Consider the following 20,919-nt stretch of genomic DNA (forward strand, 5'->3'; position numbering starts at 1 on the left):
TCTTGTTCTCATTCTCATTAATAAAAACAATCAATTTTTTAAAATTAATAGCCAATATGCGATAATAGCGATATCCCACCCACTGCCGGACTGCACTGCCATGGCCCACACTCATCACGCCATCGACGGCGACAGCGTAGAAAAACGCCGCGCCGGCCGCATCAGCACGCTCGTCAGCGTCGCGGTCAACCTGATTCTCTCCACCACCCAGATCGTGGTGGGCGCCCTTGCGCACTCCTCCGCCTTGATCGCCGACGGCCTGCACTCGCTGTCCGACCTGATCGCCGACTTCGTCGTCTTGCTGGCCGGCAAACACAGCCACAAAGCGCCGGACAACGATCACCACTACGGCCACCACCGCTACGAGAACGCCGCCTCGCTGGTTCTGGGCCTGCTGTTGCTGGGTGTCGGCCTGGGCATGCTGTACAGCGCCGCCGCTAAATTCCACGACCCCGCCTCCATCCCCACCGTCCATGTCGTCGCCTTGTGGGTGGCGCTGCTGGCCCTGGTGGTCAAAGAGGCGCTATTCCGCTACATGCTGGCGGTGGCTAAACGCGTGCGCTCCAGCATGCTGGTGGCCAATGCCTGGCACGCGCGCTCCGACGCGGCCTCCTCGCTCGTGGTGGCGCTGGGCATTATCGGCAACCTGATGGGCTACCCGCTGCTGGACCCGGTGGCCGCGCTGCTGGTGGGGCTGCTGGTCGCCCGCATGGGCTGGCGCTTCGGCTGGGATGCGATGCATGACCTGATGGACCGCGCCGCCGACGACGAGGCCGTCGCCGCCATCCGCCAAACCCTGCTGGCCACCCCCGGCATCCACGGCGTTCATGACCTGCGCACTCGCAAGATGGGCGATCTGATCCAAGTGGATGTGCATCTGGAAGTAGACGGCTCAATCAGCGTGGAGCAGGCCCACGCCATCTCAGAAGCCGCGCGCCACCATGTGCTGGAACGGCACCCGGTGCTGGACGTGCTGATCCATATCGATCCCGTCGAGCACTACCTTCCGGACGCCGCGCCCACTAGCTGAGCGCGGCCCCATGGCCAAGCCCGCCGTTTCTGGCGATACTTGGCCTTTTACCCCTTCAGCTTCGCCCGCCATGATTATCGCCACCGCCGGACACGTAGACCACGGCAAAACCGCCCTGCTGCACGCCCTGACCGGCACCGACGCCGACCGTCTGCCAGAAGAAAAAAAACGCGGCATGACCATAGATCTGGGCTATGCCTATTTGCCCACGCCGGACGGCGGCGCGATCGGTTTCATCGACGTGCCCGGCCATGAACGCTTCCTCGGCAACATGCTGGCCGGCGTAGGCGGCGTGCGCCACGCGCTGCTGGTCATCGCCGCCGACGACGGCGTAATGCCGCAAACCCGCGAACACCTCGCCATTCTGCAATTGCTGCAGCTGGACAGCCTGACCGTGGCCGTCAGCAAAAGCGATCTGGTCGGCCCGGAAGCACTGGAACGCGTCATGAGCGAAGCGCGACAGACGCTGACGGAGCACGGCCTGCAAGCGACAGCGCTGCTCCCGGTTTCCGCGCGCACCGGCGTCGGCGTCGATGATTTACGGCGGCAACTGCTGCAACAGCGCGGCGACGCGACGGGAACGGAACGGCGCTTCCGTCTGGCGATAGACCGCGCCTTCACCATAGGCGGCGCCGGCCTTGTGGTAACCGGCACGGCTTGGGGCGGCCGCGTCAGCATGGGCGACACGCTATGGCTGAGCGGCAAGGACGTTCCAGTCCGCGTACGCGGCCTGCACGTGCAAAACCAGCCGGCGCGGCAAGGCCAGGCGGGGCAGCGCATCGCGCTCAACCTGGCAGGCGACATCGAAAAACAACAGATTCAGCGCGGCGACTGGCTGCTGGCGCAAGCGGCCCCGGCACCGAGCACCCGCGTCAGCGTCCGCTTGCGCCTGGCTCCGGGGCTTCACGCCGCGCTGCGCCATTGGCAGGCCGTACATATCCATCACGCGGCCAGCCACTGCACCGGCCGGGTGGCGCTACTGGAACGCTCGCAGCTCCATTCCGGCGACGAGGGGTTGGCGGAACTGAGCCTGGACCGTCCGCTCCACCTGGCCGACGGCGACCGGATAATCCTGCGAGACGCCGGCGCGCAGCACACGCTGGCCTGCGCCACGGTGTTGGAGCGGCAACCGCCCACCCGCGGCAAGCGACACGACGAACGGCTGGCCTATCTGCGCGCCCTGGCCGCGGCGGGAATGGAGGATGTCGAGAATCTGCGGCTCCGCCTCAGCCGGCAAGCGGTTTCCCTGCCCGATCTGGCCTGGGACCGGCAATTAAACGAAACCGGCCTGGCGGAACTGCTGCGCGCCGCGCCGCTACGCATCGCCGGCCAACATGCTTATGCGCCGGAACACTGGGCAAGTTTGCTAGAACAACTGCTGCAACGGCTGGCGGCGCTGCATCTTCAGCAACCGGATCAACTGGGCGCCAGCCGCGGCCGCGCGCGCCGGCTGGCGCTGCCGCAGGAAAGCGAGGCGGCCGTCAACTTGATGATTGATCAGTTGCTGGCGGAAGGGAGGCTGGCCAACACCCGCGGCTGGCTGCACCTGCCCGAGCACGTGCTGGCTTTCAGCTCAGAAGAGACCGCGCAGTGGCGGCGATTGGAACCGGCTTTCGCCGAGGAGAACCAAGCGCACTGGGTACGGGATCTGGCAACGGCTGCCGGCTTGGAAGAAGAACAGGCGCGCGCCTTGCTGCGCAAAGCCGCACGACTAAGTCATGTCCACGCCGTGGTGCGGGACCGCTATTGCTCCAGCGCGACCATACGCGGCATGGCGGCCATCGTTCGGAACCTGAACCAAGACGTCGGCTACGCCGACGCCGCCAACTTCCGCGATCAGTTGGGCTGCGGCCGCAAACTGGCGATTCAGATCCTGGAATACTTCGACCGCTGCGGTTTTACCCGTCGCTTGGGCGACAAACACCTTCTGCGCGAAGCCCGGCTGTTCGACTAGCCGGCATGCCCGGGGCCTGGCGGCGACTCCAAGGCCCGGCCCAGCACCGCGCGCAGCCGGCTGATGTCAAACGGCTTCTCCAGACGCGCGGCGAACCAAGCGGCGCGCGGGTCGGCGTACTCTTCCGGATACGCCGTCATCGCGATGATTTTCACGCCACGGTGGCGCACGCTGCGCTTCAGCGCTTCCGCCACTGAATAACCGCTCTCATTACCCAGCTGCATGTCCAACAACACCACGTTGAAGCTCGCCTGCTGCAGCTTTTGACAAGCTTCCGCCACAGAGCTGGCGGTGGACACCGCGTAACCGTTCATCTGCAGACAATCTGAAAATGGCTCTCGGATATTCTTGTCGTCGTCCACCACCAACACCGAGCGCTCCGGCCCCGGCAGTTGGTCGGGCACCACAATCGGCAAACGGACGATGAATTCGGAGCCGACGCCTACCACGCTCTTCAGCTCCAGCTCGCCGCCCAGCAGCGACACCAGCTCCTTGACCACCGCCAAACCCAGCCCGCTGCTGCCCACTCGACGCGCATGCCCCTGGAAAAACGGCTGGAAAATGCGAGATTGAAACTCCTCAGGCACGCCGATGCCGGTATCTATCACCCGGATATCCAAAATATTGCGGCCATCGGCGGCGTCCACACCGGCCTCAACAGTAACCGTCCCGTGATCCGTGTAACGAATGGCGTTGGTCAGCAGATTCCCGACTATCTGCCGCAAACGGTCTCCGTCCAACCTCACCTTCGGCGGCAACTCGCCCAGCCGCACATGCAGTCCCAACCCCTTGCCATCCAGCTGAGCGCGATGCACGTCGATCACCTCGTTCAGCGCCGCCGCCACATCCACATCGCTGATATGCAAGCGGAACTGCATGTTTTTGATCGCGGAGATATCCATGATGTCCCGCACCTGGGTCATCAGATGCGCCATGCAGGTTTTCAAGCGCCCCACCGCCTTGGCCGCCTTTCCTGCCGGATCAATGTCGGGCTCGATCAGCTCCACGCATACCTGCATGGTCTGCAGCGGCGAGCGGATCTCGTGGCTCAGCGTGGCGAGGAAGGTGGTGCGGTCCAGTTCCGCGTTCACCGTGGCCTTATGCGCCTCACGCTCTTGTTCCAATAGTTGCTGACGGGCGGCGGCATCGCGGCGCGCGCCCTGATAGCGGTACAAGAGCACGAAAATCACCATGCAAATGCCGCCCAGCGCGAACCACAGCGAAGCGACCAACTGCTGGTTGTGCCGCAAATCCTTATTGCGCGCGTCGCGGGACGACACCTCGGCCACGCGCGCCTGAACCGCGAACTCCGCCAGCGAAGGCCTGATGCTGTCGATGCGGTCTATATTCTGCTGCGCGGTCCTTAGGCTGGGATGCAGAATATTCTCGTCTTCGAAGAAATCCTGCAGCAGGCTGGCGGTGCCCTTGAAGCCGTCCACGCGGCTCAGCATCTCCTGCATCTTGGATGGAGTGACGAAATCGAGGAAACGGCTGTTGGCCACCGCCAAGCGAAATTGCACTTGCGACTCGGGGACTTCCCCCGCCTTCAACCTCAACAGGTCCGCGCGGGCTTTCTCAAGCTCAAGCTGCATCTGCGCCACCGACCAGTACAAATCTTCGCTGCGCCCCTCAAAGCTGCGCGCCGGCACATAACGCTCGATCGCCATGTAAACGCCGATGGCGAGCAACAAAAAGCCAAGCAAGGCCAGCGCCGGAATCCCCTTCCAGCCGGACAGCATCGATTTGTTCATCGCTCGTCCCGAGCCCTCCTGACCGGCCGGCATCAAAACACCACCAGGCGATTGATCTGCCATACCAGCTTGGCGTCCATCACCGGCCCTTTCTTATCCTCCGGCATTTGGTCCAGTGGATACATCAGCCAAAGCGGCCCGCGGTTGGTGATGTCCAAAGGCTTGTTGTTGACCGAGCGCGCCAGCACGACGTCGAAGTCGTAGAATTCACGGCGGTCTATCCAGTACACGTAGTCGTTCAGCGCGCGCAGTTTCACTTTCTGGCCGCTGGCGCCCACCTTGGCCAGGATGTCCCGCATCAGCGGTCCGCTGAACACCGATTGCGGCGTCCAGCTGGTCTTGGTCACCACCGAATGCTGCTTGAAGTTCTGCAAATCCTGCTCGCGGAACTCGTACACATTCTTTTCTTTATTAGTGAACTGGCTGATCTTGCCCGACACCGTCAACACCACTGGCCCCGGTTCGGCATGCAGCGCGGCCATGCAACACGCCAGCGCCATTCCGCCCAAGACCGCCTTCCAGCTCTTCCCCATGCCACGCTCCCAACCCTGCTCATCCCGTGCCCGTCGTCCGACGTCTTCCGGCGCCGGGCTCATGACATTTGAACTTTGATTTCACAAGCAAAACAATTAAATCTAATTAGAACAAAAATGCCATTAAAATATTTCTGGCCAATATATCAAGCTGCCCGACAAAAAACCATCCGCCCCTATCCGGACCAGTACCATGGGACAGTAGCCGTCGCTCGCGGCGCTCAATGCGAAAGCGGCCCTGAAGGGCCGCTTTCGCTTCGCTCCGCCGGCCTCGCCGGCGATAGGTTCATTTGCCGCGGCGCAGCCCCGGACGTCCCGCGACATGGCAAAGCTGGGTAAACAAAGACAGAAGGTGCTTCATGCTGATTTCCTTTATTCTCAGTAGACGGAATGACCCGCGCGCTCTTGCGGCGCATTGCAGCGGGCCATCCATTCTAATGGCATGAGGCTCTGTCTAGAAATTCATTTTATTTATAAGGCATAAAATTGGCTTATCGCGATTCCGCGATATAATGCCCGCTGGCGTCGGCTTGACGCCAGCGGGCCAATAGTCCGTTCGCACTCTGGAAGAGACTCGTCCCCGGTGGGGCGGCTGGTCTTCAAAATCAGATGGGGCCGCCAGCGGTCCCGGGCAGGTTCGACTCCTGTTCTCTTCCGCCAGTTCCCAGCCGTTGAAAACCACGACAAGCCAAGGAAAGCCAAGCAGGCAAAGGCCTTTCAGGCTGTATCCATCCAGTCGCCGCCGGCCTTGAACGGCTTGCCGCGGCTTCGAAATTCGCACAACTATCGCACAAGTTTTCCAGCGCCCTATCATTCCTTATATATGGCGTTTTGTGCATCAAATTCGGTCAGCCCCTTGTCCTCTGCTGAAAGTCTACGCTCTTGCCGCGATTGCATGCATAGCGCGCATGAAAGCGCATGAGTGCCGGCCCCCCGCCAGCCGCGGCAAACCCCGCACCTAGAGCGCTTGCGGGGCGTTCATGCAGGTGCATGATTTCCCACACATGAAGCGCGGGGGCGAGGCGGGGCTTCGATGGCGCGCGCTGGGGGCTAGTGGGCCTCCTTCTCGGCCCGAAATAGCACAGACCGTCATAGGCGAATGAAAAAAACCCCGCATCGCGGGGCTGGTAGGACGATGGTCTGGCCTCAACCTGGGGAGGTGGCCAGCGCGTACTCTCCGAACTGGATCACCTCCTCGTCCAGCCAGTCGTTGACCTCCTGCAGCCGCAGTTGCAGCGGCTTGATCTCGTTTTCGTAGAACACGCCGGCCGCCTTGGGCGCGTCACCAAAGCCGCCGACATTGCCAGGAATCACGCCCAGCAGCTGCGGCGGCACCCGGTGCGCGGCCAGCACGTCGTCGCGCGTCACGTTCTTGATATTGAGAAATTCATCCTTCGCCGTCACTTCGCTGATGGGGAGCAGCTGCAGCCCATCTTTCTTGCCGTTCGGCGCGTACATGAACAGGTTCTTGAAGTTGCCTGGCCCTTTGCTGTCCTTCAACGCTTTGCGCAGATTGTCGATGTCCTGCTCGTTATTGGCGGCGTCGGTCATATAGAGAATGAAACCGGCGTGCGAGCCGTTCAGATAATACTTGCGGCGGAACAGCGTAGCGGACTCATTTAGCCAAGCCGATTGCAACGCGGCCAGGTATTCCGGCAGGCCGTACACCTCCTGATTGATGTCGGCGTCCATCAGGTGAAGAACCTGGCCGGCGAGCGGCTGCTCCTGATCGAAACCCGGCACCCACCAGAAGCCGGCCAGGTCTTTAGCCCGGCGCACATACTTGGCGCGCGCCGGCTTCAGCTCCATGATGCCGCCCAGCCGGTTGGTGATGGCCTGCAAATAGGCGTTGCCGAAGACCAGATAATCCATCAGCCAGGCGCTAAACGCCGACCGGCTCAGCAGCCGATGCGGCTTGAAGGTGCTGACCAACACATTGCGCTTCACTGTCAGCGCGCTGGCGTGGTGGACGTTGGCGCGCAGGCTGCGCGCCAGGCCGTCCCAGCTGACAGGCGGCTCGTACCAGCGGCCATTGTCCACGCATTGCAGGTAGTCCATCAGTTCGCGCCGGTCCAACACCGGCACCGGCTCGCCAAAGGAAAACGCCAGCGGCGTGCTGGCGGGCACCAGCGGCGTCGACGGCTGCTGGGTAAGGTTGCGGCTACGCGCTTTGGCCATTAGAAAATCTCCATGAAACTGGTATTAGTGGAAGTCGCGCCCTCAAGCGGCTCGTGCGCCAGGGCGTGCATGGTGGCCCACGCCAGATCGGCGTGGCTGGTTTCTTCGGAGCGGCCGGCGGCGAAGGTAACGCCGCGCCCGCTGGGAGTAGAGGTTTTCTTGATCGACAGGAAGGCGGCGGCGATGTCGTTATGGCTGGCGTCAAACTCCAAGCGGCCGCTGTTGATGACGTCCAGCGCTTTCAGCACCAGCCGGGTTTTCACTTCCACGCTGTAGCTGATCGCCACCGCGTCCGGCCGGAATTGCTTCACCAGCTGATAAACGCCGGTGCCCAGGCCGGAGGTGTCGATGCCGATGTATTCGACGTTGTAGCGCAGGGTTTGTTGGCGGATGAAGTCCGCCTGCTTGGCAAAGTCCATACCCTTGAATTGCGCTCGCTCCAAGATGCGGAACTTGCCGCCCGGCACCGCCGGCGGCGCCAGCACCACCAGCGCCGCGCTGTCGCCGGTATGGCTGGGGTCATAACCGAGCCAGACGGGGCGATGGCCAAACGGCCGCACGGCAAAGGGCTTGAAGTCGTCCCACTCGGCCCAGGCGTCCACCATCGCCCGCTGCAGCGCCGCGAAGGAAAACACGCTGGCGCCGTCGTCGATGAACTGGCACATGAACAGCTGCAGGAACTCTTCCGGGCTGTACTCCAGCCGCAACTGGTCGATGTCGAACAGATCGCAGCCGCCGGCCAGCGCGTCGATGATGGTGACGATCTGGCGCCAGCGGCCATCCGGACCGCGCACACCGCCGGCCAGCGCCTGGGCCGACACGTCCAGCTTGATGTGTTCCGCCTTGGGCCGACCACGGTTGAAATGCTCGCCGGTCCACACCTTGTAACCTTCATGCGACATGGCGGACGGCGTGGAGAAATACGTCTGGCGGTACATCTTCTGGCTGGCCATGCCGCTGGCCAGCTTGCGCAGCTCCAGAAAGCGCGGAATCCAGAAGTATTCATCCACATACAAATCGCCATGGCGGCCCTGGGCCGTGCGGCTGTTGGTGCCCAGGAAGGACAGCTCCGCGCCGTTGGGCAGCTTGATCACTTCGCCCTTCAGCTCGACGCCGGTGACGTCCTTCACGAAGTCACAGATATAGGAACGGAACTGGAACGCCTGGGCCTTGGAGGCGGACAGGAAAATCTGATTGCGCCCGGTTTCCAGCGCGGTAATCAGCGCTTCATGCGCAAAGTAGTAAGTGGCGCCGATCTGCCGGCTTTTGAGGATGTCGCGGATGCGCTCTTGCCGGCCTGCTCTGTACCAGTGTTTTTGATACTCGAACATGCCATCAAGGAAGGCCGCCACCAGCTGCGCCTTATGCTCGTCGGTAATCGGGTTCCGTTCCGGCTGGCGTTTAGGTTTGGCGTTGCGGTTGGCGAGGTTCGGGTTCAGATCCGACGCTTTGCCGGTCTGGCTGTACTTGCCCACGCGCGCCAGTCGTTCCACCTGGCGGCCCAGCAAGTCGATTTCCTTGAAGTCCTTCCCTTCCTTGTCCTCTTTCAGAATCAGCTGCTGCATCCGCGTTTCGATAGTGGACGCGATACGGTCGGCCGGGTCGGAGCCGTCCCAGGCATCGCGCCGCTTCCAACTGTGCACCGTCGCCGCTTTCACGCCCACATGCTCGGCAATGCGCGCCACGCGCCAGCCCTGCCAATACAAGGCGCGGGCCAGACGGCGCGGGTCTAGGTCCAGCTCGGCGATAAGGGTTTGAGTATCCATGCCGGCAGTCTGCCGGCTTGTCCGGCGCACTTCTTTGCCTGCCGGTTGTGCCTGCGCGCCACACAACAGCCACCGCTCGACCCCACCCCGCGCGGCCCGGAATATGGGCGCATCGCCACGACAGACACCCGACCGAGGACCGCAAACCATGGCAAGCCAAGACAAACCGAAGCCCACCGGCAAGAAGTCGAAATTCTTCCGTATCGCCACCGAAGGCGATACCACTGACGGCCGCGAGATCAGCCGCCAAGACATCGAGCAGATGGCTCGAAATTACAACCCGGAACGCTACGGCGCCCGCGTCAACATCGAACACGTCCGCGGCATCATGCCGGATGGCCCGTTCGGCATGTATGGCGATGTCGTTGCACTCAAAACCCAAGAAAACGCTGAAGGCAAGTTGCAACTGATGGCGCAGATTGACCCAACACCGGGCCTAGTGGATCTGGTCAACGTGAAGCGTCAAAAGGTTTACACCTCTATCGAAATCCAGCCCAACTTTGCCAATTCGGGCGAGGCGTACTTGGTAGGTTTGGCCGCAACGGATAGCCCCGCCAGCCTGGGCACTGACATGCTGAAGTTCTGCGCAGGCGCTCAAATCAACCCGCTCGCCCATCGCAAACAATCGCCGGAAAACCTGTTCACCGCCGCCATCGAATGCAGTCTGGAATTTGAGGACGACAGCGCCAGCGCGCTGGCCGGCTTCAGCGACAAGATCAAGGGTGTCCTGGGCAAATTCTCCAGACGCCAAAGCGCTGACACCGCCGAGCTGTCCGCTGCCGTGCAAACCATCGCCGAAAGCCAGGCCCAGATGCTGGAGCAGTTCAGCAGCGTGGCCTCTGCAGACCAATTGGCCGAGCTGCGCGAGCAATTCGCTGCCCAGCAAACCGCCCACAACGAGCTGGTGGCCAAACTGAGCAGCCAATCCACCACGCCGGCGCGCACCACCGCCACCGGCGGCACAGCCGAAATCGTCACCGACTGCTGATCCCTACCCTATTCTCCGGAGCCACACCGCATGAAAACCGAAACCCGCAATGTGTTCACCCAACTGCTGGACCAGATCGCCCGCTTGAATGGCGTCACTGCCGATGCGGTGAAAAACGCCTTCAGCGTGCAGCCGTCCATCCAGCAAAAGCTGGAAACCCGCATTCAAGAGTCGAGCGAATTCCTGTCCCGTATCAACGTCGTCGGCGTCGATGAGCTGGAAGGCGAAAAGCTGGGCCTGGGCGTGTTCGGCACCATCGCCGGCCGCACCAAGGTGACGCCAACCAACCCGCGCCGCCCGCGCAATCTGGCGGACCTGAACAGCCACAAGTATCGCTGCGAGTTCACCGAATTCGACACCGCCATCCCTTACGTCCAGTTGGACGCCTGGGCCAAGTTCCCCGACTTCCAGACCAAGCTGCGCGACGTCATCGTCAAGCAGCAGGGGCTGGACCGCATGATGATCGGCTTCAACGGCATCAGCGTGGCAGAACAGACCGACCGCGTGAAATACCCGCTGCTGCAGGACGTCAACAAGGGCTGGCTGCAGCACTACCGCGAGAAAGCGCCGGAACGCGTGATGGCGGAAGTGAAGAAGGGATCGGGCAAAGTGCTGATCGGCCACGGCGGTGACTACGCCAACCTCGACGCGCTGGTGATGGACGCCGTGGCCGGCATGATCGACCCGACCTTGGCCGGCAACCCGGAGCTGGTGGTCATCCTGGGCCGCGACCTGCTGCATGACAAATACTTCCCCATCGTCAACCAGGACAACAAGCCCAGCGAGCAGTTGGCGGCCGATGTCGTCACCAGCCAGAAGCGCGTCGGCAATCTGCCGGCCGTCACCGTGCCGTTCTTCCCGGCCGGCGCGATGCTGATCACCCCGCTGTCCAATCTGTCCATTTACTACCAGAACGGCAGCCGCCGCCGCCATCTGCGCGAAGAACCGGATTTCAACCAAGTGGCCAACTACGAAAGCAATAACGAAGCCTATGTGGTGGAGCGCTACGAGGCCGGCTGCCTGGTGGAAAACATCGAGCTGGTGAAAGCGGCATGAGCCACGCCCGCGCCCACTACCAGCGGGCCAGCGCGGCCAAGGCTTCGGCCTTGGCCGCGGAAGACGGCCCGATTAACTGCACCGCCTACGAGCTGATGCTGGCCAAACTGGCCGAGGACAAGCGTCGCTTGAAGCAAATCCAGTCCATGGAAGGCAAGGCCGCCGTCAAGCGCGAAGTGCTGCCCGACTACGCCCCCTGGGTGGAAGGCGCGCTGGAAGGCGGCCGCGGCCAGCCCGACGACGTGCTGATGACGGTCATGACGTGGCGCATCGATGCCGGCGACTACGCCGGCGCGCTGGACATCGCCGAATACGCGCTGGTCCACGGCCTGCCGCTGCCGGACCAGTTCAGCCGCACCACCTCCACCGTCGTCGCCGAGGAAATCGCTGACGCCGCCAAGCGCGCCCGCGACGGCCAGCAGCCCTTCGATCTGCAAACGTTGACCTACACCGCCGAGCTGACCGACAAGCACGATATGCCGGACCAAGTGCGCGCCAAGCTGCTCAAGGAAGCCGGCCTGATCCTGGCCGAGCATGCGCCGGCCGCCGCTCTGGAACATCTCCGCCGCGCCCAGCAGCTGGACAACCGGGTCGGCGTCAAAAAGGACATCGAGCGCATCGAGCGCGCCATCAAGAACAGCGCCCCGCCGCCCGCCGGCGGCCAGGCGTAGCCGAGCGACCCCGCGCGACTGACGGCAGGGGGTGGACGCCAGGCACCCGCCCACGGCCGAAGCCCCCTCCACCGTCACCCATCAGGACAACTGCCATGCAGATCAACACCGTCAACGCCACGCCCAGCAGCACACCCGCGCCGGACGATGGCCAGCCCATCACGTCCAGCCGCTTCTGGCCGGACGTCGAGCCCAGCCATTTCCGCGCCGCCATGCGCTACGACGGCACCGTCACCGCCGCCCGTCTGCGCGGCGCACTGATCGAGGCCATCGCCGCAGTCAACGGCGAGCTGGCCGGCTGGCGCGTAGCCAAGATCGCCGGCGGCGCGCTGGCGCTGGCCGACCTCGACGCAGAGCAGATCGACGGCGAATCGGTGCTGGTGCAGCGTTGGCGGCGCGCGGTCTACGCCACCGCAGCGGCGGACCTGGCCGAGCGCTACCGCTCGTTTGACGCCACCGGCGCAGCACGCCAGCGGGCGGACGATTTGGACGACACCGCTGAACAACTGCGCGCCGATGCTCGCGCCGCCCTCCGTGCCCTGATGGGCGTCGGCCGCTGCACGGTGGAGCTGATCTGATGCGAGCCATCCGCGCCATGCAGGGCGACAGCGTGGACGCCATCGCCTGGCGCGTCTACGGCAAAACCCGCGGCGTGGTGGAACTGCTGCTGCAACACAACCCAGGGCTGGCCGACCGTGGCCCGGTCCTGCCCAGCGGTGTGCTGGTGCAACTGCCGGACCTGCCGGCAGACCCGGCGCCCGCGCAAATCCTCATCAACCTATGGGACTAACACCATGGCAGAACCTGTAAGCAGTACCGCCACCACCGTCACACTGGCCGTCGTCGCCGGCCTGGCTATGTTGCCCGGCATCGACGCCGCCGTTGTGCTGGGCGCCTTCGCCGGCGCGGCCGTATTCGTGCTCAGCTCAGACAGCCTGAGCCTGATCAAACGGGCTGGATTCTTCATCGTCAGCTTTCTGGCCGGCCTGGTCGCCGCCGCCGGCGTAGCCAGTCTGTTGGCGCGCTGGCTGCCCATCGACGCCAGTCCCGGCGTGGGCGCGTTGCTCGCCGCCGCCCTCGCCGTCAAGGTGCTGCTGTGGCTGATCCGGCTGGCCGACGATCCGGCCGCCGCCGTGCGCGGCATGAAAGGGGGCGGCAAGTGAGCTGCGCCCACATCCTGGTCGCCGCCCTGCTCGCCCTGGTGCTGCTGGCCTTTCAGCGCGGCAGCAGCGCGCACCGCCCCTGGGCCAGTCTGCTGGCCTACCTGCTGATCGTCGTCGCCGGCGCGGTGGCGGTGCTGCGCCTGTTCGGCCATGCCTCCTTGGCGGATCTACCGCAGCTGTTCATCAACCTGGCCTTGCTGCTGGCGCTGATCGCCCAGCGCGGAAACGTGGTGGATCTGTTCCGCAATGGCAGCCCGCGCCAATCGCGGCTGGCCATGCTGCTGAGGAAAGCCACATGGATCTGATGAAGAAAGGCTCGCACGGCCTGGACGTGCAAGCGCTGCAACAGCGGCTCGCCGCCTTCGGCGCCAAGCTGACTGTCGATGGCTGGTATGGCGACGCCACCGAAGCCGCCGTGGCCGCCTTCCAGCGCCGCGACGGTCTGGTGGTGGACGGCATCGCCGGCGCCAAAACCATAGCGGCGCTGGCGGGCCAAGCTGGCCCTCGTCGTCAGCTGGGCGAAGCCGATCTGCAAGCCGCTGCCGAGCGCCTGGGCGTCGGCGTGTCCGTGGTCAAGGCCGTCAATGCGGTGGAGTCGCGCGGCTCCGGCTTCCTGGCAGATGGCCGCCCCGTCATCCTGCTGGAGCGTCATATCGCCTATCAGCGCGCCGGCAAGCAAGCCGGCCCCCTGGCCGCGCAATACCCGGCCCTCTGCAACAAGGCTCGCGGCGGCTATGCCGGCGGCGCGGCCGAGTGGGCGCGCTTCGCCAGCTTGGCCCTCATTGGCGGCGAACAGCTGGCCATCGAGTCATGCAGCTGGGGCGCGTTCCAGATCATGGGCTATCACTGGCAGCGCTTGGACTATGTCGGTGCGTCCGAATGGCGCTTGGCGATGGAGTCCGGCGAGCCGGCCCAGCTCGACGCCTTTGTGCGCTTCGTCCTGGCCGAGCCGGCGCTGCTCAAAGCGCTGCAAGCCAAGAAATGGGCGGCCGTGGCCCGGCTCTACAACGGCCCGGCCTACCGTGAAAACCTTTACGACGCCAAGCTGCAGGCCGCCTATGAGCGGGCGGAAAGGCTGGCCGCATGATCGCCGCCCTGCTCCCGTTTGTGCGGCGTGTGCTGTTCAATCTGCTGCTCGCTGCCGCCCTGCTGGCCGGCTACACCCTATGGCAGCAAAACAGCCAGCTCCAGCGCCAGGCCACCCGCCTGGCTACCGCCCAGCGCGATAACGCCACGCTGGCCGAGCGCAACCGCGCCCAGGGCGAACAACTGGCCGCCCAGGATATCGACATCAAGCTGCAGATCGCCGCCAACCGCGAGCTGGCCGGCCAGCTGTCTGCCCTATCCCGTCAACACGCCGCCGCCGCGGCGAAACTGGAGGCCGCCATTCATGCCACGCCTGACGCTATCGCCTGGGGTCGCGCTGCTATCCCTGACCCTGTTGCCCGCCTGCTCAACACCGCCGGCCAGCGACCCGCCGCCGCGGCTGATCCAGCCTTGCCCGGCGGTGACAGCCTGCTCGCTGCCGGCGCTGACGCCAAAGACCAACGCTCAGCTGGCCGACAGCTGGCAGCAACACCGGGCGGCGCTTGAGTCTTGCGCCGCGCAGATCAACAGCATCATCCATTGCCAACAGAACACACCATGACTGACTTCTATGACCGCGCCCAGGCGCTGGAGCAACGCCAGCGCGAGGAAGCCCTCGCCCGCCAGTTCACCCACCTCGCCCACGGCGCCAGCCTGAGCCATTGCGAAGACTGCGCCGAACCGATCCCAGAAGCGCGCCAGCGCATCGTCGCCGGCTGCACCCGCTGCGTGCAGTGCCAGGAAGATCATGAACAAGCCCGCTGACCTGCGCCGCGCCATCGAGGCCGCCTTGCCGGAGCTGCGCGACAACCCCGACCGCCTGATCATGTTGGTGGAGGATGGCGGCATCGTCACCGCGCCGGGCCGGCTGCATTTCGGCTACCGCTACACGCTGAAGCTGGTCATTACCGATTTCACCGGCCATCTGGATCAGCTCGTCATTCCATTGCGCGCCTGGATCGAGCAGAACGAACCGCCGCTGGTGCAAAACCCGGAGCGTCTGGAAAAGGGTTTCCGCTTTGAAGTGGAGTGGATCAGCGCCACCGCCGTGGATGTGCAAATCATCCTGCGGCTGTCCGAGGGCGTGCGCGTGGACGTGGGCCAGGACGGCAACGTCACCGCCACCCACTACGGCGAACCGGCCAAACCGTTCACTGGCGTCGAATGCTGGACCATCACCGTGAAGGGCGAAACCGTCGATGACAATCGTCCGGCTTGAATCTGAACTGTCCGGCTTGCTGCACAAGGTGGCGCCGGCCGCTCGCCGCGCCCTGGCCCGCGACATTGGCCGCGCGCTGCGGCAAAGCCAGCAACAGCGCATCGCTGCCCAGCAAAACCCGGACGGCAGCGACTTTGCCCCCCGTCAGCCACAATACCGCCAGCAAAAGGGCCGCATCCGCCGCCAGATGTTCGCCAAGCTGCGCACAGCACGCTGGCTCAAGATCGAGGCTAACGCTGGCGGTGTCGAGGTCGGTTTTATACGCCAGGTGGAGCGCATCGCCCGCGTACACCAATACGGCCTGCGCGACCGCATCAGCCGCCACACCCACCGCGAGGCGCAATACCCGGCGCGCGAGCTGCTGGGCTTGAACGAGATCAATTTAAATTTAACACGCTCATTAGTAATAGCCCATTTAGCCAAACAGATAAATTGAAAACAAGTACATTACGTACGTAAACATACATTAAAGCAATTCAAACAAAACAGAATTCAAAACACAAAAATAAATTTAAAATCAGCTCTTGCAAAAGTTAGAACCTGTACCAAATAACAGGAAACAATTAGCTAGCTCATCCTAGAATACTAGCTGGCCAAATCAGCCCCCAAGGCCAAACACAATTAACCCACAGGAGATTCAAATGAGCAGCTTTGCATTAGCACTGAATGAAATGCGCAACCACTACAAAAACAACATTAAGAATGAAAAAATTTCTCGCTACATTCCAAGCAAAGAACATATCACATTCCATCAGAATCAAGAAACAAAAGGCCTATCCAACAACGACCAAGAAGTTGTTGCCGGATTGCAACTCTACAGCCAAAATCTAGCCCAAAAGGAAAGCTCAGATATTGAGGGAGGCATTACGGACTCCACTCAAACATACAAAGACAGCGTCATAACCGACGCCTCAGCACAAACGCGTTTCAAAGACGAGCTTAATCGAAAGAGAGAAGAGGCCAAACGGCAGGCAATTGACAATGTGGATCGCGTATACGATGAAGCTCTGCGAATAGGCGAAGCTCATCCTGAAGCACAAGCCGCCATCATGGGTGTATTAGATCTGGCAGGCATATTCTTTCAAAATCTATTTGAAAAAATAGCATCATTTGTTTCAAGCATTGTTCAGTCAGTTGTCGAGTGGGTTGCAAATGCTTGGAGCAGTATAAAATCCACTTTCAACTCTATCGGATCGTGGATATCAAGCTGGTTCTAAATTAAATCCCAGCGCCCCACGCGCTGGGATTCTATCAATCCAAACAACTCTCAAAACAATCAACCCATTACTGATTAATGTACTAGGCAATTACTGGTGCAAGATTTAGCCGCCAATGTAATAGCAGTTGTGCCAACCCTCCACACAACATCCACCGCGCGACACCCCGCGCCGGCCTGTGCAAACTGGCCGGCATGGATAATTTCGCTGACCTCTCCCGCCGCATCGAGTCGCTGATCCGCCTCGGCACCATTGCCGAGGTGGACCACGCCGCGCGGCGCGTGCGCGTCCAGACCGGCGCGCTGACCAGCAACTGGTTGCCCTGGGGCGCGCGCCGCGCCGGGCAAACCCGCGACTGGAACCCGCCCACTCCAGGCGAACAGATAGTGCTGCTCTGCCCCAGCGGCGATCCGGCCGGCGGCATCGCTCTGCTGGCCATCTATTCCGATGCTTTTGACGCCCCCTCCAGCAGCCCGGACAAGCATCTGACCGTCTACCCGGACGGCGCCCGCGTCCTCTACAACCACGCCACCAGCGCGTTGTCCGTCACCGGCATTCAAACTGCCGTCGTGCAAGCGGGCGAGCACGTCACCGTGGATTGCCCGGAGTCCTTGTTTACCGGCAACGTCACCATCCAAGGCAAGCTGACCGTGCTGGGCGATGTATTCGCCAAGGCCCGCGCCACCGTGTCCGGCCTGTTCAGCTATCTGGCCGGTATGTCCGGTTCCGGCGGCGCCGGCGGGGCCACCCATATCAGCGGCAGCATCAACCATAGTGGCGGCAAACTGGCGTCTAATGGCGTGGTGCTGGATGGCCACACCCACCCGGACGCCCACGGCGGCAACACGGGAGGGCCGAACCAATGAACGCCATCGGCCTGAACCCCACCACCGGCCGCAGCCTGAGCGGTGATGATCACCTGCGCCGCAGTATCGCCTGCATCCTCACCACGCCGCGCGGCTCGCGCCTGGCGCGTCGGACATTCGGTTCGCTGCTGCCGGAGCTGATCGACCAGCCGCTCAACGGCAAAACCCGCATGCAGGCCATGGCTGCCAGCGTGATGGCCCTGGCCGAATGGGAGCCGCGCATCGAGCTGTCGCGCGTATTGCTGTCCGTCGGCACCGGCGACCAGGCCGGCCACCTCACTATCAACATCGAAGCCAAGCGCCGCGACAGCGGCCAGCCCCTGGCCTACTCCATTCCCGTGCGAGGCTGACCATGGCAATCGACCTCACCCGCCTGCCCGCGCCGGCCGTCATCGAGCCGCTGGACTACGAAACGCTGCTGGCGCAATACAAGGCCAAGCTATTGCAGTTGGCGCCGGCCGAGCTGCGCGACAGCATCGCCAGCGCGCTGCAGCTGGAGAGCGAATCGCTCACCCTATTCCTGGAGCTGGCCGCCTATCTGGACCTGCTCCAACGCCAACGCATCAACGAGGCGGCCAAAGCATCGCTATTGGCCTACGCCGCTGGCACCGACCTGGACAACCGCGCCGCCGATTATGACGTGCAGCGGCTGCTGATCCAGCCGGCCAACCCAGACGCCAACCCGCCGACCGAAGCGATATGGGAGTCGGACGCGCGCCTGCGCTACCGCTGCCAGATGGCACTGGAAGGACTCGCCGCCGCGGGGCCGCGCGGCGCGTACCGTTTCCACGCGCTCAGCGCATCGGCCGAGGTGGCTGACGTTGGCATCGACACCCCCATTCCTGGGCGCGTGCGCGTCTGGCTGCTAGGACAAACGGGCACCGCCAGCCAGGGGCTATGCGACACCGTTGCCGCAACGCTCAACGTAGAGCACGTTCGGCCGCTGTGCGATACCGTGGAAGTGCGCGCCGCGCAGCCCCTGGCCTTCCAGATCGACGCCAGGCTCATCTATCAGCCGGACGGCGAGTCGATCAGCGGCGGCGCGGACGGCGCACGCCAGCGCCTAGCGGCCATGCTGGCCCAGCGGCGCGAGATTGGCGGCAGCGTGCCGCGTTCGGCTATCGACGCCGCGCTGCATGTGCCAGGCATAGACCGGGTCATCCTGGCCAGCCCGGCGGGGGATGTGCAATGCGGTGTTGGCCAGTTTCCCGACTGCATCGCCGTCAAGGTGGCGTCATGAGCCGCCAGTTGCTGCCACCCAACGCCACGCCGCTGGAGACGGCGCTGGCCGATACGCTGCAAACCGGCATCAACCCGTCGCCGCTGCGCGGCATCTCCGACAGCGCGCGCTGCCCGGATGCGTTATTGCCATGGCTAGCTTGGGAACGCAGCGTCGAAAACCTCAGCGCCGCCGCCACCGTGCCACAAGTGCGTGCACTGATCCGCTCATCCATCGACGTGCATCGCCACAAGGGCACGATGGCCGCCGTGCGCCAGGTGTTCCGCGATACCGGGCTTGGCGAAGTGCGGATTGATGAAGGCAATAACCAATACTTGGCGGATGGCGCAATGACAGCGGATGGCTTTTGCACCGCAGGCGACCCGGATGGCTGGGCCGAATACCGGGTCCGCATCGACAAGCTGCTGGACGTGAATCAGGCCGAGGCGGCTCGCCGCATCCTCTACGACATCGCCCCCGCCCGCTGCGTGCTGTGGGGGCTGGACTTTACAGGCGCCACGCTCATCGCCAATGGCTACGCCCAGGCAACTGGCAAATACACCGCAGGAGTGATAAACGCATGACCGCGCTACCTACCCCAAAAGATCCTGGCTTCCCGACAGTTACTCAATACGAGGTAACGGAGCGGCTGCTCGGCGGCCCAGGCGGCCCACTCAACCGCGCGCCGGCCGAACTGCTGGAACGCACCGAGTTTCTGAAAAAACAGATCGACGACATCGTGTCCGGCGCGCTGACAGCCGAATACGCCGGCCGCCTCAAAACCCCGCGCAACATCGCCATCACCGGCGATGGCAGCTGGAGCGTCACCTTTGACGGCAATGGCAACGTCAGCGGCCCGCTGACGCTGGCCAATAGCGGAGTCACACCCGGCACCTGGCCTATGACAACCGTGGACGCCAAAGGCCGCGTCACGGCCGGCCGCGCGCTGGCCTCAGCCGATATCCCGGCACTGGAATGGAGCAAAATCACCTCAGGCAAGCCCACTACACTGGCGGGCTATGGCATCGGGGATGCATTGCCCAGAAACGCCCCAACGGTCAGCGGGGATATCTCATTTGATGGAAATGCAGGCAGCCTGGTTAGAAATTTCAGCGGCAGTTTGGCATTGCATGCCGGGCGCTATAGCTTTGTAGAGTCCGCGCTGGATTCCCATCTTTGCCAGAATGCATACTGGGATGGCGTCAACTGGATGCGTTATGACACATCAAAGCCGTCAGCCATGCTTGTTGTGCATGATGGTCAAGCTTGTGTTGCCGAGGCAAGCTCGGGCAATAACCCTGTGAGCTGGCCCGCATATAGCCAAATTTGGCATGCTGGAAACTTTAACCCAGACGCCAAGGCGGACAAGTCCAGCACCTTGGCCGGATATGGCATTTCGGATGCCGCCAGCAAATGGGATTTGCAAAATGCGATTGGCGGCGTACTTGGCAATGCTCCGGCAGGAATGGAGACGCTGCAAAAAATAGCCGCATCCATTGGCAACGACCCTCAATTCATCACATCCATGGACAGAAAGATTGCAAAAAAGCCTGACCAGGCGAGCAGTCTGGCAGGATATGGCATTACTGATGCCTACACCAAGCAAGAGGTGGATGGCCAGTTTTTGACAAAGAATGTGCCTGCAATTAATGGGGATATCCATTTCGACGGCAGTACTAGTAAAGTTAGAAATTTCGGCGGCAGCTTGGCCTTGCATGCTGAGCGCTTCAGTTTCTTAAACTCTCCAAATGACGCCCATGTCTGCCAGAATGCGTATTGGGATGGCGCAAACTGGATGCGTTATGATGTCAATAGTCCATCAGCCATGATTGTCATAAGCAATGGCCGCGCATTTATGGCATCGGGGGCGCCTGGCCCAAATCCGCTATCATGGTCTGCATATCAAGAGCTGTGGTCAAATGGGAATAGTGGCTTCATGGCGGGGGTGAATGGCTATCAAAAACTGCCATCCGGATTAATCATCCAATGGGGCTATGTCGCCGAGTCTCAACACGTAACGGATTACCGATATTTCCCGATAGCCTTTCCGAATGCTTGTTGCTCGCTGGTCCAGAGTTTCGAAGCCAGTACCATTGGTGGATTTGAGGCGAACTTTGGAATGGTATATAAGGTGGTGGATAGAACAAAATTCTTGTGGTCGGGAGGCGGCAATCTCTCCACAGGTGGGTATTGCAGCTTCATTGCAACGGGGCATTAATTAA

The 20,919-nt window shown here is 62.6% G+C and carries 24 protein-coding genes and 1 tRNA gene; 21 read left to right on the plus strand and 4 right to left on the minus strand.

The window, feature by feature from the left end; all coding sequences use genetic code 11:
- The first annotated feature begins 100 nt into the window (after nucleotides 1-100).
- Both ACUXV1_RS09505 and selB read left to right on the plus strand, forming a co-directional pair.
- A complete protein-coding gene (locus ACUXV1_RS09505) occupies nucleotides 101-1,030 on the plus strand; it encodes a cation diffusion facilitator family transporter (protein WP_043640042.1) in 930 nt (309 codons plus the stop codon).
- Nucleotides 1,031-1,100: 70 nt separating this feature from the next.
- A complete protein-coding gene (gene selB, locus ACUXV1_RS09510) occupies nucleotides 1,101-2,984 on the plus strand; it encodes a selenocysteine-specific translation elongation factor (RefSeq protein WP_446015244.1) in 1,884 nt (627 codons plus the stop codon).
- Here selB and ACUXV1_RS09515 read toward each other — a convergent pair.
- Nucleotides 2,981-4,735 (minus strand): ATP-binding response regulator, encoded by a 1,755-nt coding sequence (locus ACUXV1_RS09515; RefSeq protein WP_194427636.1) that lies wholly within the window; start codon nucleotides 4,733-4,735, stop codon nucleotides 2,981-2,983. The genes selB and ACUXV1_RS09515 overlap by 4 nt on opposite strands.
- Before the next feature lie 32 nt (nucleotides 4,736-4,767).
- A complete protein-coding gene (locus ACUXV1_RS09520; protein ID WP_043640035.1) occupies nucleotides 4,768-5,268 on the minus strand; it encodes a molybdopterin-dependent oxidoreductase in 501 nt (166 codons plus the stop codon).
- 565 nt (nucleotides 5,269-5,833) lie between these two features.
- On the opposite strand from ACUXV1_RS09520, the gene ACUXV1_RS09525 reads away from it, so the two are divergent.
- A tRNA-Sec gene (locus tag ACUXV1_RS09525) sits at nucleotides 5,834-5,928 on the plus strand.
- Between the two features lie 486 nt (nucleotides 5,929-6,414).
- Here ACUXV1_RS09525 and ACUXV1_RS09530 read toward each other — a convergent pair.
- Nucleotides 6,415-7,446: a phage portal protein gene (locus ACUXV1_RS09530; RefSeq protein WP_446015246.1), complete on the minus strand. Its 1,032-nt coding sequence runs from the start codon at nucleotides 7,444-7,446 to the stop codon at nucleotides 6,415-6,417.
- Nucleotides 7,446-9,212: a terminase ATPase subunit family protein gene (locus ACUXV1_RS09535; RefSeq protein ID WP_446015247.1), complete on the minus strand. Its 1,767-nt coding sequence runs from the start codon at nucleotides 9,210-9,212 to the stop codon at nucleotides 7,446-7,448. Before ACUXV1_RS09535 ends, ACUXV1_RS09530 begins: the two co-directional genes overlap by 1 nt.
- Nucleotides 9,213-9,360: 148 nt before the next feature.
- On the opposite strand from ACUXV1_RS09535, the gene ACUXV1_RS09540 reads away from it, so the two are divergent.
- From ACUXV1_RS09540 to ACUXV1_RS09625, 18 genes are all read left to right on the plus strand, one after another.
- Nucleotides 9,361-10,200, plus strand: coding sequence for a GPO family capsid scaffolding protein (locus ACUXV1_RS09540; RefSeq protein WP_446015248.1), 840 nt, complete (start codon nucleotides 9,361-9,363; stop codon nucleotides 10,198-10,200).
- Between the two features lie 30 nt (nucleotides 10,201-10,230).
- Nucleotides 10,231-11,256 (plus strand): phage major capsid protein, P2 family, encoded by a 1,026-nt coding sequence (locus ACUXV1_RS09545; protein WP_446015249.1) that lies wholly within the window; start codon nucleotides 10,231-10,233, stop codon nucleotides 11,254-11,256.
- Nucleotides 11,253-11,927 (plus strand): phage terminase small subunit, encoded by a 675-nt coding sequence (gene gpM / locus ACUXV1_RS09550; RefSeq protein WP_446015250.1) that lies wholly within the window; start codon nucleotides 11,253-11,255, stop codon nucleotides 11,925-11,927. The genes ACUXV1_RS09545 and gpM overlap by 4 nt, the downstream gene beginning before the upstream one ends.
- A gap of 95 nt (nucleotides 11,928-12,022) precedes the next feature.
- Nucleotides 12,023-12,505 (plus strand): head completion/stabilization protein, encoded by a 483-nt coding sequence (locus tag ACUXV1_RS09555; RefSeq protein ID WP_446015252.1) that lies wholly within the window; start codon nucleotides 12,023-12,025, stop codon nucleotides 12,503-12,505.
- Nucleotides 12,505-12,717, plus strand: a complete 213-nt coding sequence (locus ACUXV1_RS09560) for a tail protein X (protein ID WP_446015254.1) — start codon at nucleotides 12,505-12,507, stop codon at nucleotides 12,715-12,717. The genes ACUXV1_RS09555 and ACUXV1_RS09560 overlap by 1 nt, the downstream gene beginning before the upstream one ends.
- A 4-nt stretch (nucleotides 12,718-12,721) precedes the next feature.
- Entirely contained in the window at nucleotides 12,722-13,090 is a 369-nt protein-coding gene (locus ACUXV1_RS09565; protein WP_446015255.1) for a putative holin, read from the plus strand.
- Nucleotides 13,087-13,395 (plus strand): phage holin family protein, encoded by a 309-nt coding sequence (locus tag ACUXV1_RS09570; protein ID WP_446015256.1) that lies wholly within the window; start codon nucleotides 13,087-13,089, stop codon nucleotides 13,393-13,395. The genes ACUXV1_RS09565 and ACUXV1_RS09570 overlap by 4 nt, the downstream gene beginning before the upstream one ends.
- Entirely contained in the window at nucleotides 13,386-14,177 is a 792-nt protein-coding gene (locus tag ACUXV1_RS09575) for an N-acetylmuramidase domain-containing protein (protein WP_446015257.1), read from the plus strand. Before ACUXV1_RS09570 ends, ACUXV1_RS09575 begins: the two co-directional genes overlap by 10 nt.
- Before the next feature lie 303 nt (nucleotides 14,178-14,480).
- Complete coding sequence (gene lysC, locus ACUXV1_RS09580; protein WP_446015258.1) at nucleotides 14,481-14,738, plus strand: Rz1-like lysis system protein LysC; 258 nt, start codon at nucleotides 14,481-14,483, stop codon at nucleotides 14,736-14,738.
- Nucleotides 14,735-14,941, plus strand: a complete 207-nt coding sequence (locus ACUXV1_RS09585; RefSeq protein WP_446015259.1) for a TraR/DksA family transcriptional regulator — start codon at nucleotides 14,735-14,737, stop codon at nucleotides 14,939-14,941. The genes lysC and ACUXV1_RS09585 overlap by 4 nt, the downstream gene beginning before the upstream one ends.
- The gene (locus tag ACUXV1_RS09590; protein ID WP_446015261.1) at nucleotides 14,925-15,395 is read left to right on the plus strand and encodes a phage tail protein; all 471 of its coding nucleotides are present in this window, start codon (nucleotides 14,925-14,927) and stop codon (nucleotides 15,393-15,395) included. Before ACUXV1_RS09585 ends, ACUXV1_RS09590 begins: the two co-directional genes overlap by 17 nt.
- Nucleotides 15,376-15,831 carry a phage virion morphogenesis protein gene (locus ACUXV1_RS09595; protein WP_446015262.1) on the plus strand — a complete coding sequence of 152 codons (456 nt, stop codon included), beginning with the start codon at nucleotides 15,376-15,378 and terminating at the stop codon, nucleotides 15,829-15,831. Before ACUXV1_RS09590 ends, ACUXV1_RS09595 begins: the two co-directional genes overlap by 20 nt.
- Before the next feature lie 205 nt (nucleotides 15,832-16,036).
- Nucleotides 16,037-16,612: a hypothetical protein gene (locus tag ACUXV1_RS09600; protein ID WP_446015263.1), complete on the plus strand. Its 576-nt coding sequence runs from the start codon at nucleotides 16,037-16,039 to the stop codon at nucleotides 16,610-16,612.
- A gap of 194 nt (nucleotides 16,613-16,806) precedes the next feature.
- Nucleotides 16,807-17,478, plus strand: coding sequence for a phage baseplate assembly protein V (locus tag ACUXV1_RS09605; RefSeq protein WP_446015264.1), 672 nt, complete (start codon nucleotides 16,807-16,809; stop codon nucleotides 17,476-17,478).
- Nucleotides 17,475-17,828, plus strand: a complete 354-nt coding sequence (locus tag ACUXV1_RS09610; RefSeq protein ID WP_446015265.1) for a GPW/gp25 family protein — start codon at nucleotides 17,475-17,477, stop codon at nucleotides 17,826-17,828. Before ACUXV1_RS09605 ends, ACUXV1_RS09610 begins: the two co-directional genes overlap by 4 nt.
- A gap of 2 nt (nucleotides 17,829-17,830) precedes the next feature.
- Nucleotides 17,831-18,718, plus strand: coding sequence for a baseplate assembly protein (locus ACUXV1_RS09615; RefSeq protein ID WP_446015266.1), 888 nt, complete (start codon nucleotides 17,831-17,833; stop codon nucleotides 18,716-18,718).
- Complete coding sequence (locus ACUXV1_RS09620) at nucleotides 18,715-19,281, plus strand: phage tail protein I (protein ID WP_446015268.1); 567 nt, start codon at nucleotides 18,715-18,717, stop codon at nucleotides 19,279-19,281. The genes ACUXV1_RS09615 and ACUXV1_RS09620 overlap by 4 nt, the downstream gene beginning before the upstream one ends.
- Nucleotides 19,278-20,915 carry a gp53-like domain-containing protein gene (locus tag ACUXV1_RS09625; protein WP_446015270.1) on the plus strand — a complete coding sequence of 546 codons (1,638 nt, stop codon included), beginning with the start codon at nucleotides 19,278-19,280 and terminating at the stop codon, nucleotides 20,913-20,915. Before ACUXV1_RS09620 ends, ACUXV1_RS09625 begins: the two co-directional genes overlap by 4 nt.
- The last annotated feature ends 4 nt before the right edge of the window (nucleotides 20,916-20,919 follow it).

The organism is Chromobacterium sp. W521, from assembly GCF_052805975.1.

What these genes read in the sequence shown, in the direction of transcription:
- ACUXV1_RS09505 (WP_043640042.1), top strand. Translation starts at nt 101, where the DNA reads ATGGCCCACACTCATCACGCCATCGACGGCGACAGCGTAGAAAAACGC.
- selB (WP_446015244.1), top strand. Translation starts at nt 1,101, where the DNA reads ATGATTATCGCCACCGCCGGACACGTAGACCACGGCAAAACCGCCCTG.
- ACUXV1_RS09515 (WP_194427636.1), bottom strand. Translation starts at nt 4,735, where the DNA reads ATGAACAAATCGATGCTGTCCGGCTGGAAGGGGATTCCGGCGCTGGCC.
- ACUXV1_RS09520 (WP_043640035.1), bottom strand. Translation starts at nt 5,268, where the DNA reads ATGGGGAAGAGCTGGAAGGCGGTCTTGGGCGGAATGGCGCTGGCGTGT.
- ACUXV1_RS09530 (WP_446015246.1), bottom strand. Translation starts at nt 7,446, where the DNA reads ATGGCCAAAGCGCGTAGCCGCAACCTTACCCAGCAGCCGTCGACGCCG.
- ACUXV1_RS09535 (WP_446015247.1), bottom strand. Translation starts at nt 9,212, where the DNA reads ATGGATACTCAAACCCTTATCGCCGAGCTGGACCTAGACCCGCGCCGT.
- ACUXV1_RS09540 (WP_446015248.1), top strand. Translation starts at nt 9,361, where the DNA reads ATGGCAAGCCAAGACAAACCGAAGCCCACCGGCAAGAAGTCGAAATTC.
- ACUXV1_RS09545 (WP_446015249.1), top strand. Translation starts at nt 10,231, where the DNA reads ATGAAAACCGAAACCCGCAATGTGTTCACCCAACTGCTGGACCAGATC.
- gpM (WP_446015250.1), top strand. Translation starts at nt 11,253, where the DNA reads ATGAGCCACGCCCGCGCCCACTACCAGCGGGCCAGCGCGGCCAAGGCT.
- ACUXV1_RS09555 (WP_446015252.1), top strand. Translation starts at nt 12,023, where the DNA reads ATGCAGATCAACACCGTCAACGCCACGCCCAGCAGCACACCCGCGCCG.
- ACUXV1_RS09560 (WP_446015254.1), top strand. Translation starts at nt 12,505, where the DNA reads ATGCGAGCCATCCGCGCCATGCAGGGCGACAGCGTGGACGCCATCGCC.
- ACUXV1_RS09565 (WP_446015255.1), top strand. Translation starts at nt 12,722, where the DNA reads ATGGCAGAACCTGTAAGCAGTACCGCCACCACCGTCACACTGGCCGTC.
- ACUXV1_RS09575 (WP_446015257.1), top strand. Translation starts at nt 13,386, where the DNA reads ATGGATCTGATGAAGAAAGGCTCGCACGGCCTGGACGTGCAAGCGCTG.
- lysC (WP_446015258.1), top strand. Translation starts at nt 14,481, where the DNA reads ATGCCACGCCTGACGCTATCGCCTGGGGTCGCGCTGCTATCCCTGACC.
- ACUXV1_RS09585 (WP_446015259.1), top strand. Translation starts at nt 14,735, where the DNA reads ATGACTGACTTCTATGACCGCGCCCAGGCGCTGGAGCAACGCCAGCGC.
- ACUXV1_RS09590 (WP_446015261.1), top strand. Translation starts at nt 14,925, where the DNA reads ATGAACAAGCCCGCTGACCTGCGCCGCGCCATCGAGGCCGCCTTGCCG.
- ACUXV1_RS09595 (WP_446015262.1), top strand. Translation starts at nt 15,376, where the DNA reads ATGACAATCGTCCGGCTTGAATCTGAACTGTCCGGCTTGCTGCACAAG.
- ACUXV1_RS09600 (WP_446015263.1), top strand. Translation starts at nt 16,037, where the DNA reads ATGAGCAGCTTTGCATTAGCACTGAATGAAATGCGCAACCACTACAAA.
- ACUXV1_RS09605 (WP_446015264.1), top strand. Translation starts at nt 16,807, where the DNA reads ATGGATAATTTCGCTGACCTCTCCCGCCGCATCGAGTCGCTGATCCGC.
- ACUXV1_RS09610 (WP_446015265.1), top strand. Translation starts at nt 17,475, where the DNA reads ATGAACGCCATCGGCCTGAACCCCACCACCGGCCGCAGCCTGAGCGGT.
- ACUXV1_RS09615 (WP_446015266.1), top strand. Translation starts at nt 17,831, where the DNA reads ATGGCAATCGACCTCACCCGCCTGCCCGCGCCGGCCGTCATCGAGCCG.
- ACUXV1_RS09620 (WP_446015268.1), top strand. Translation starts at nt 18,715, where the DNA reads ATGAGCCGCCAGTTGCTGCCACCCAACGCCACGCCGCTGGAGACGGCG.
- ACUXV1_RS09625 (WP_446015270.1), top strand. Translation starts at nt 19,278, where the DNA reads ATGACCGCGCTACCTACCCCAAAAGATCCTGGCTTCCCGACAGTTACT.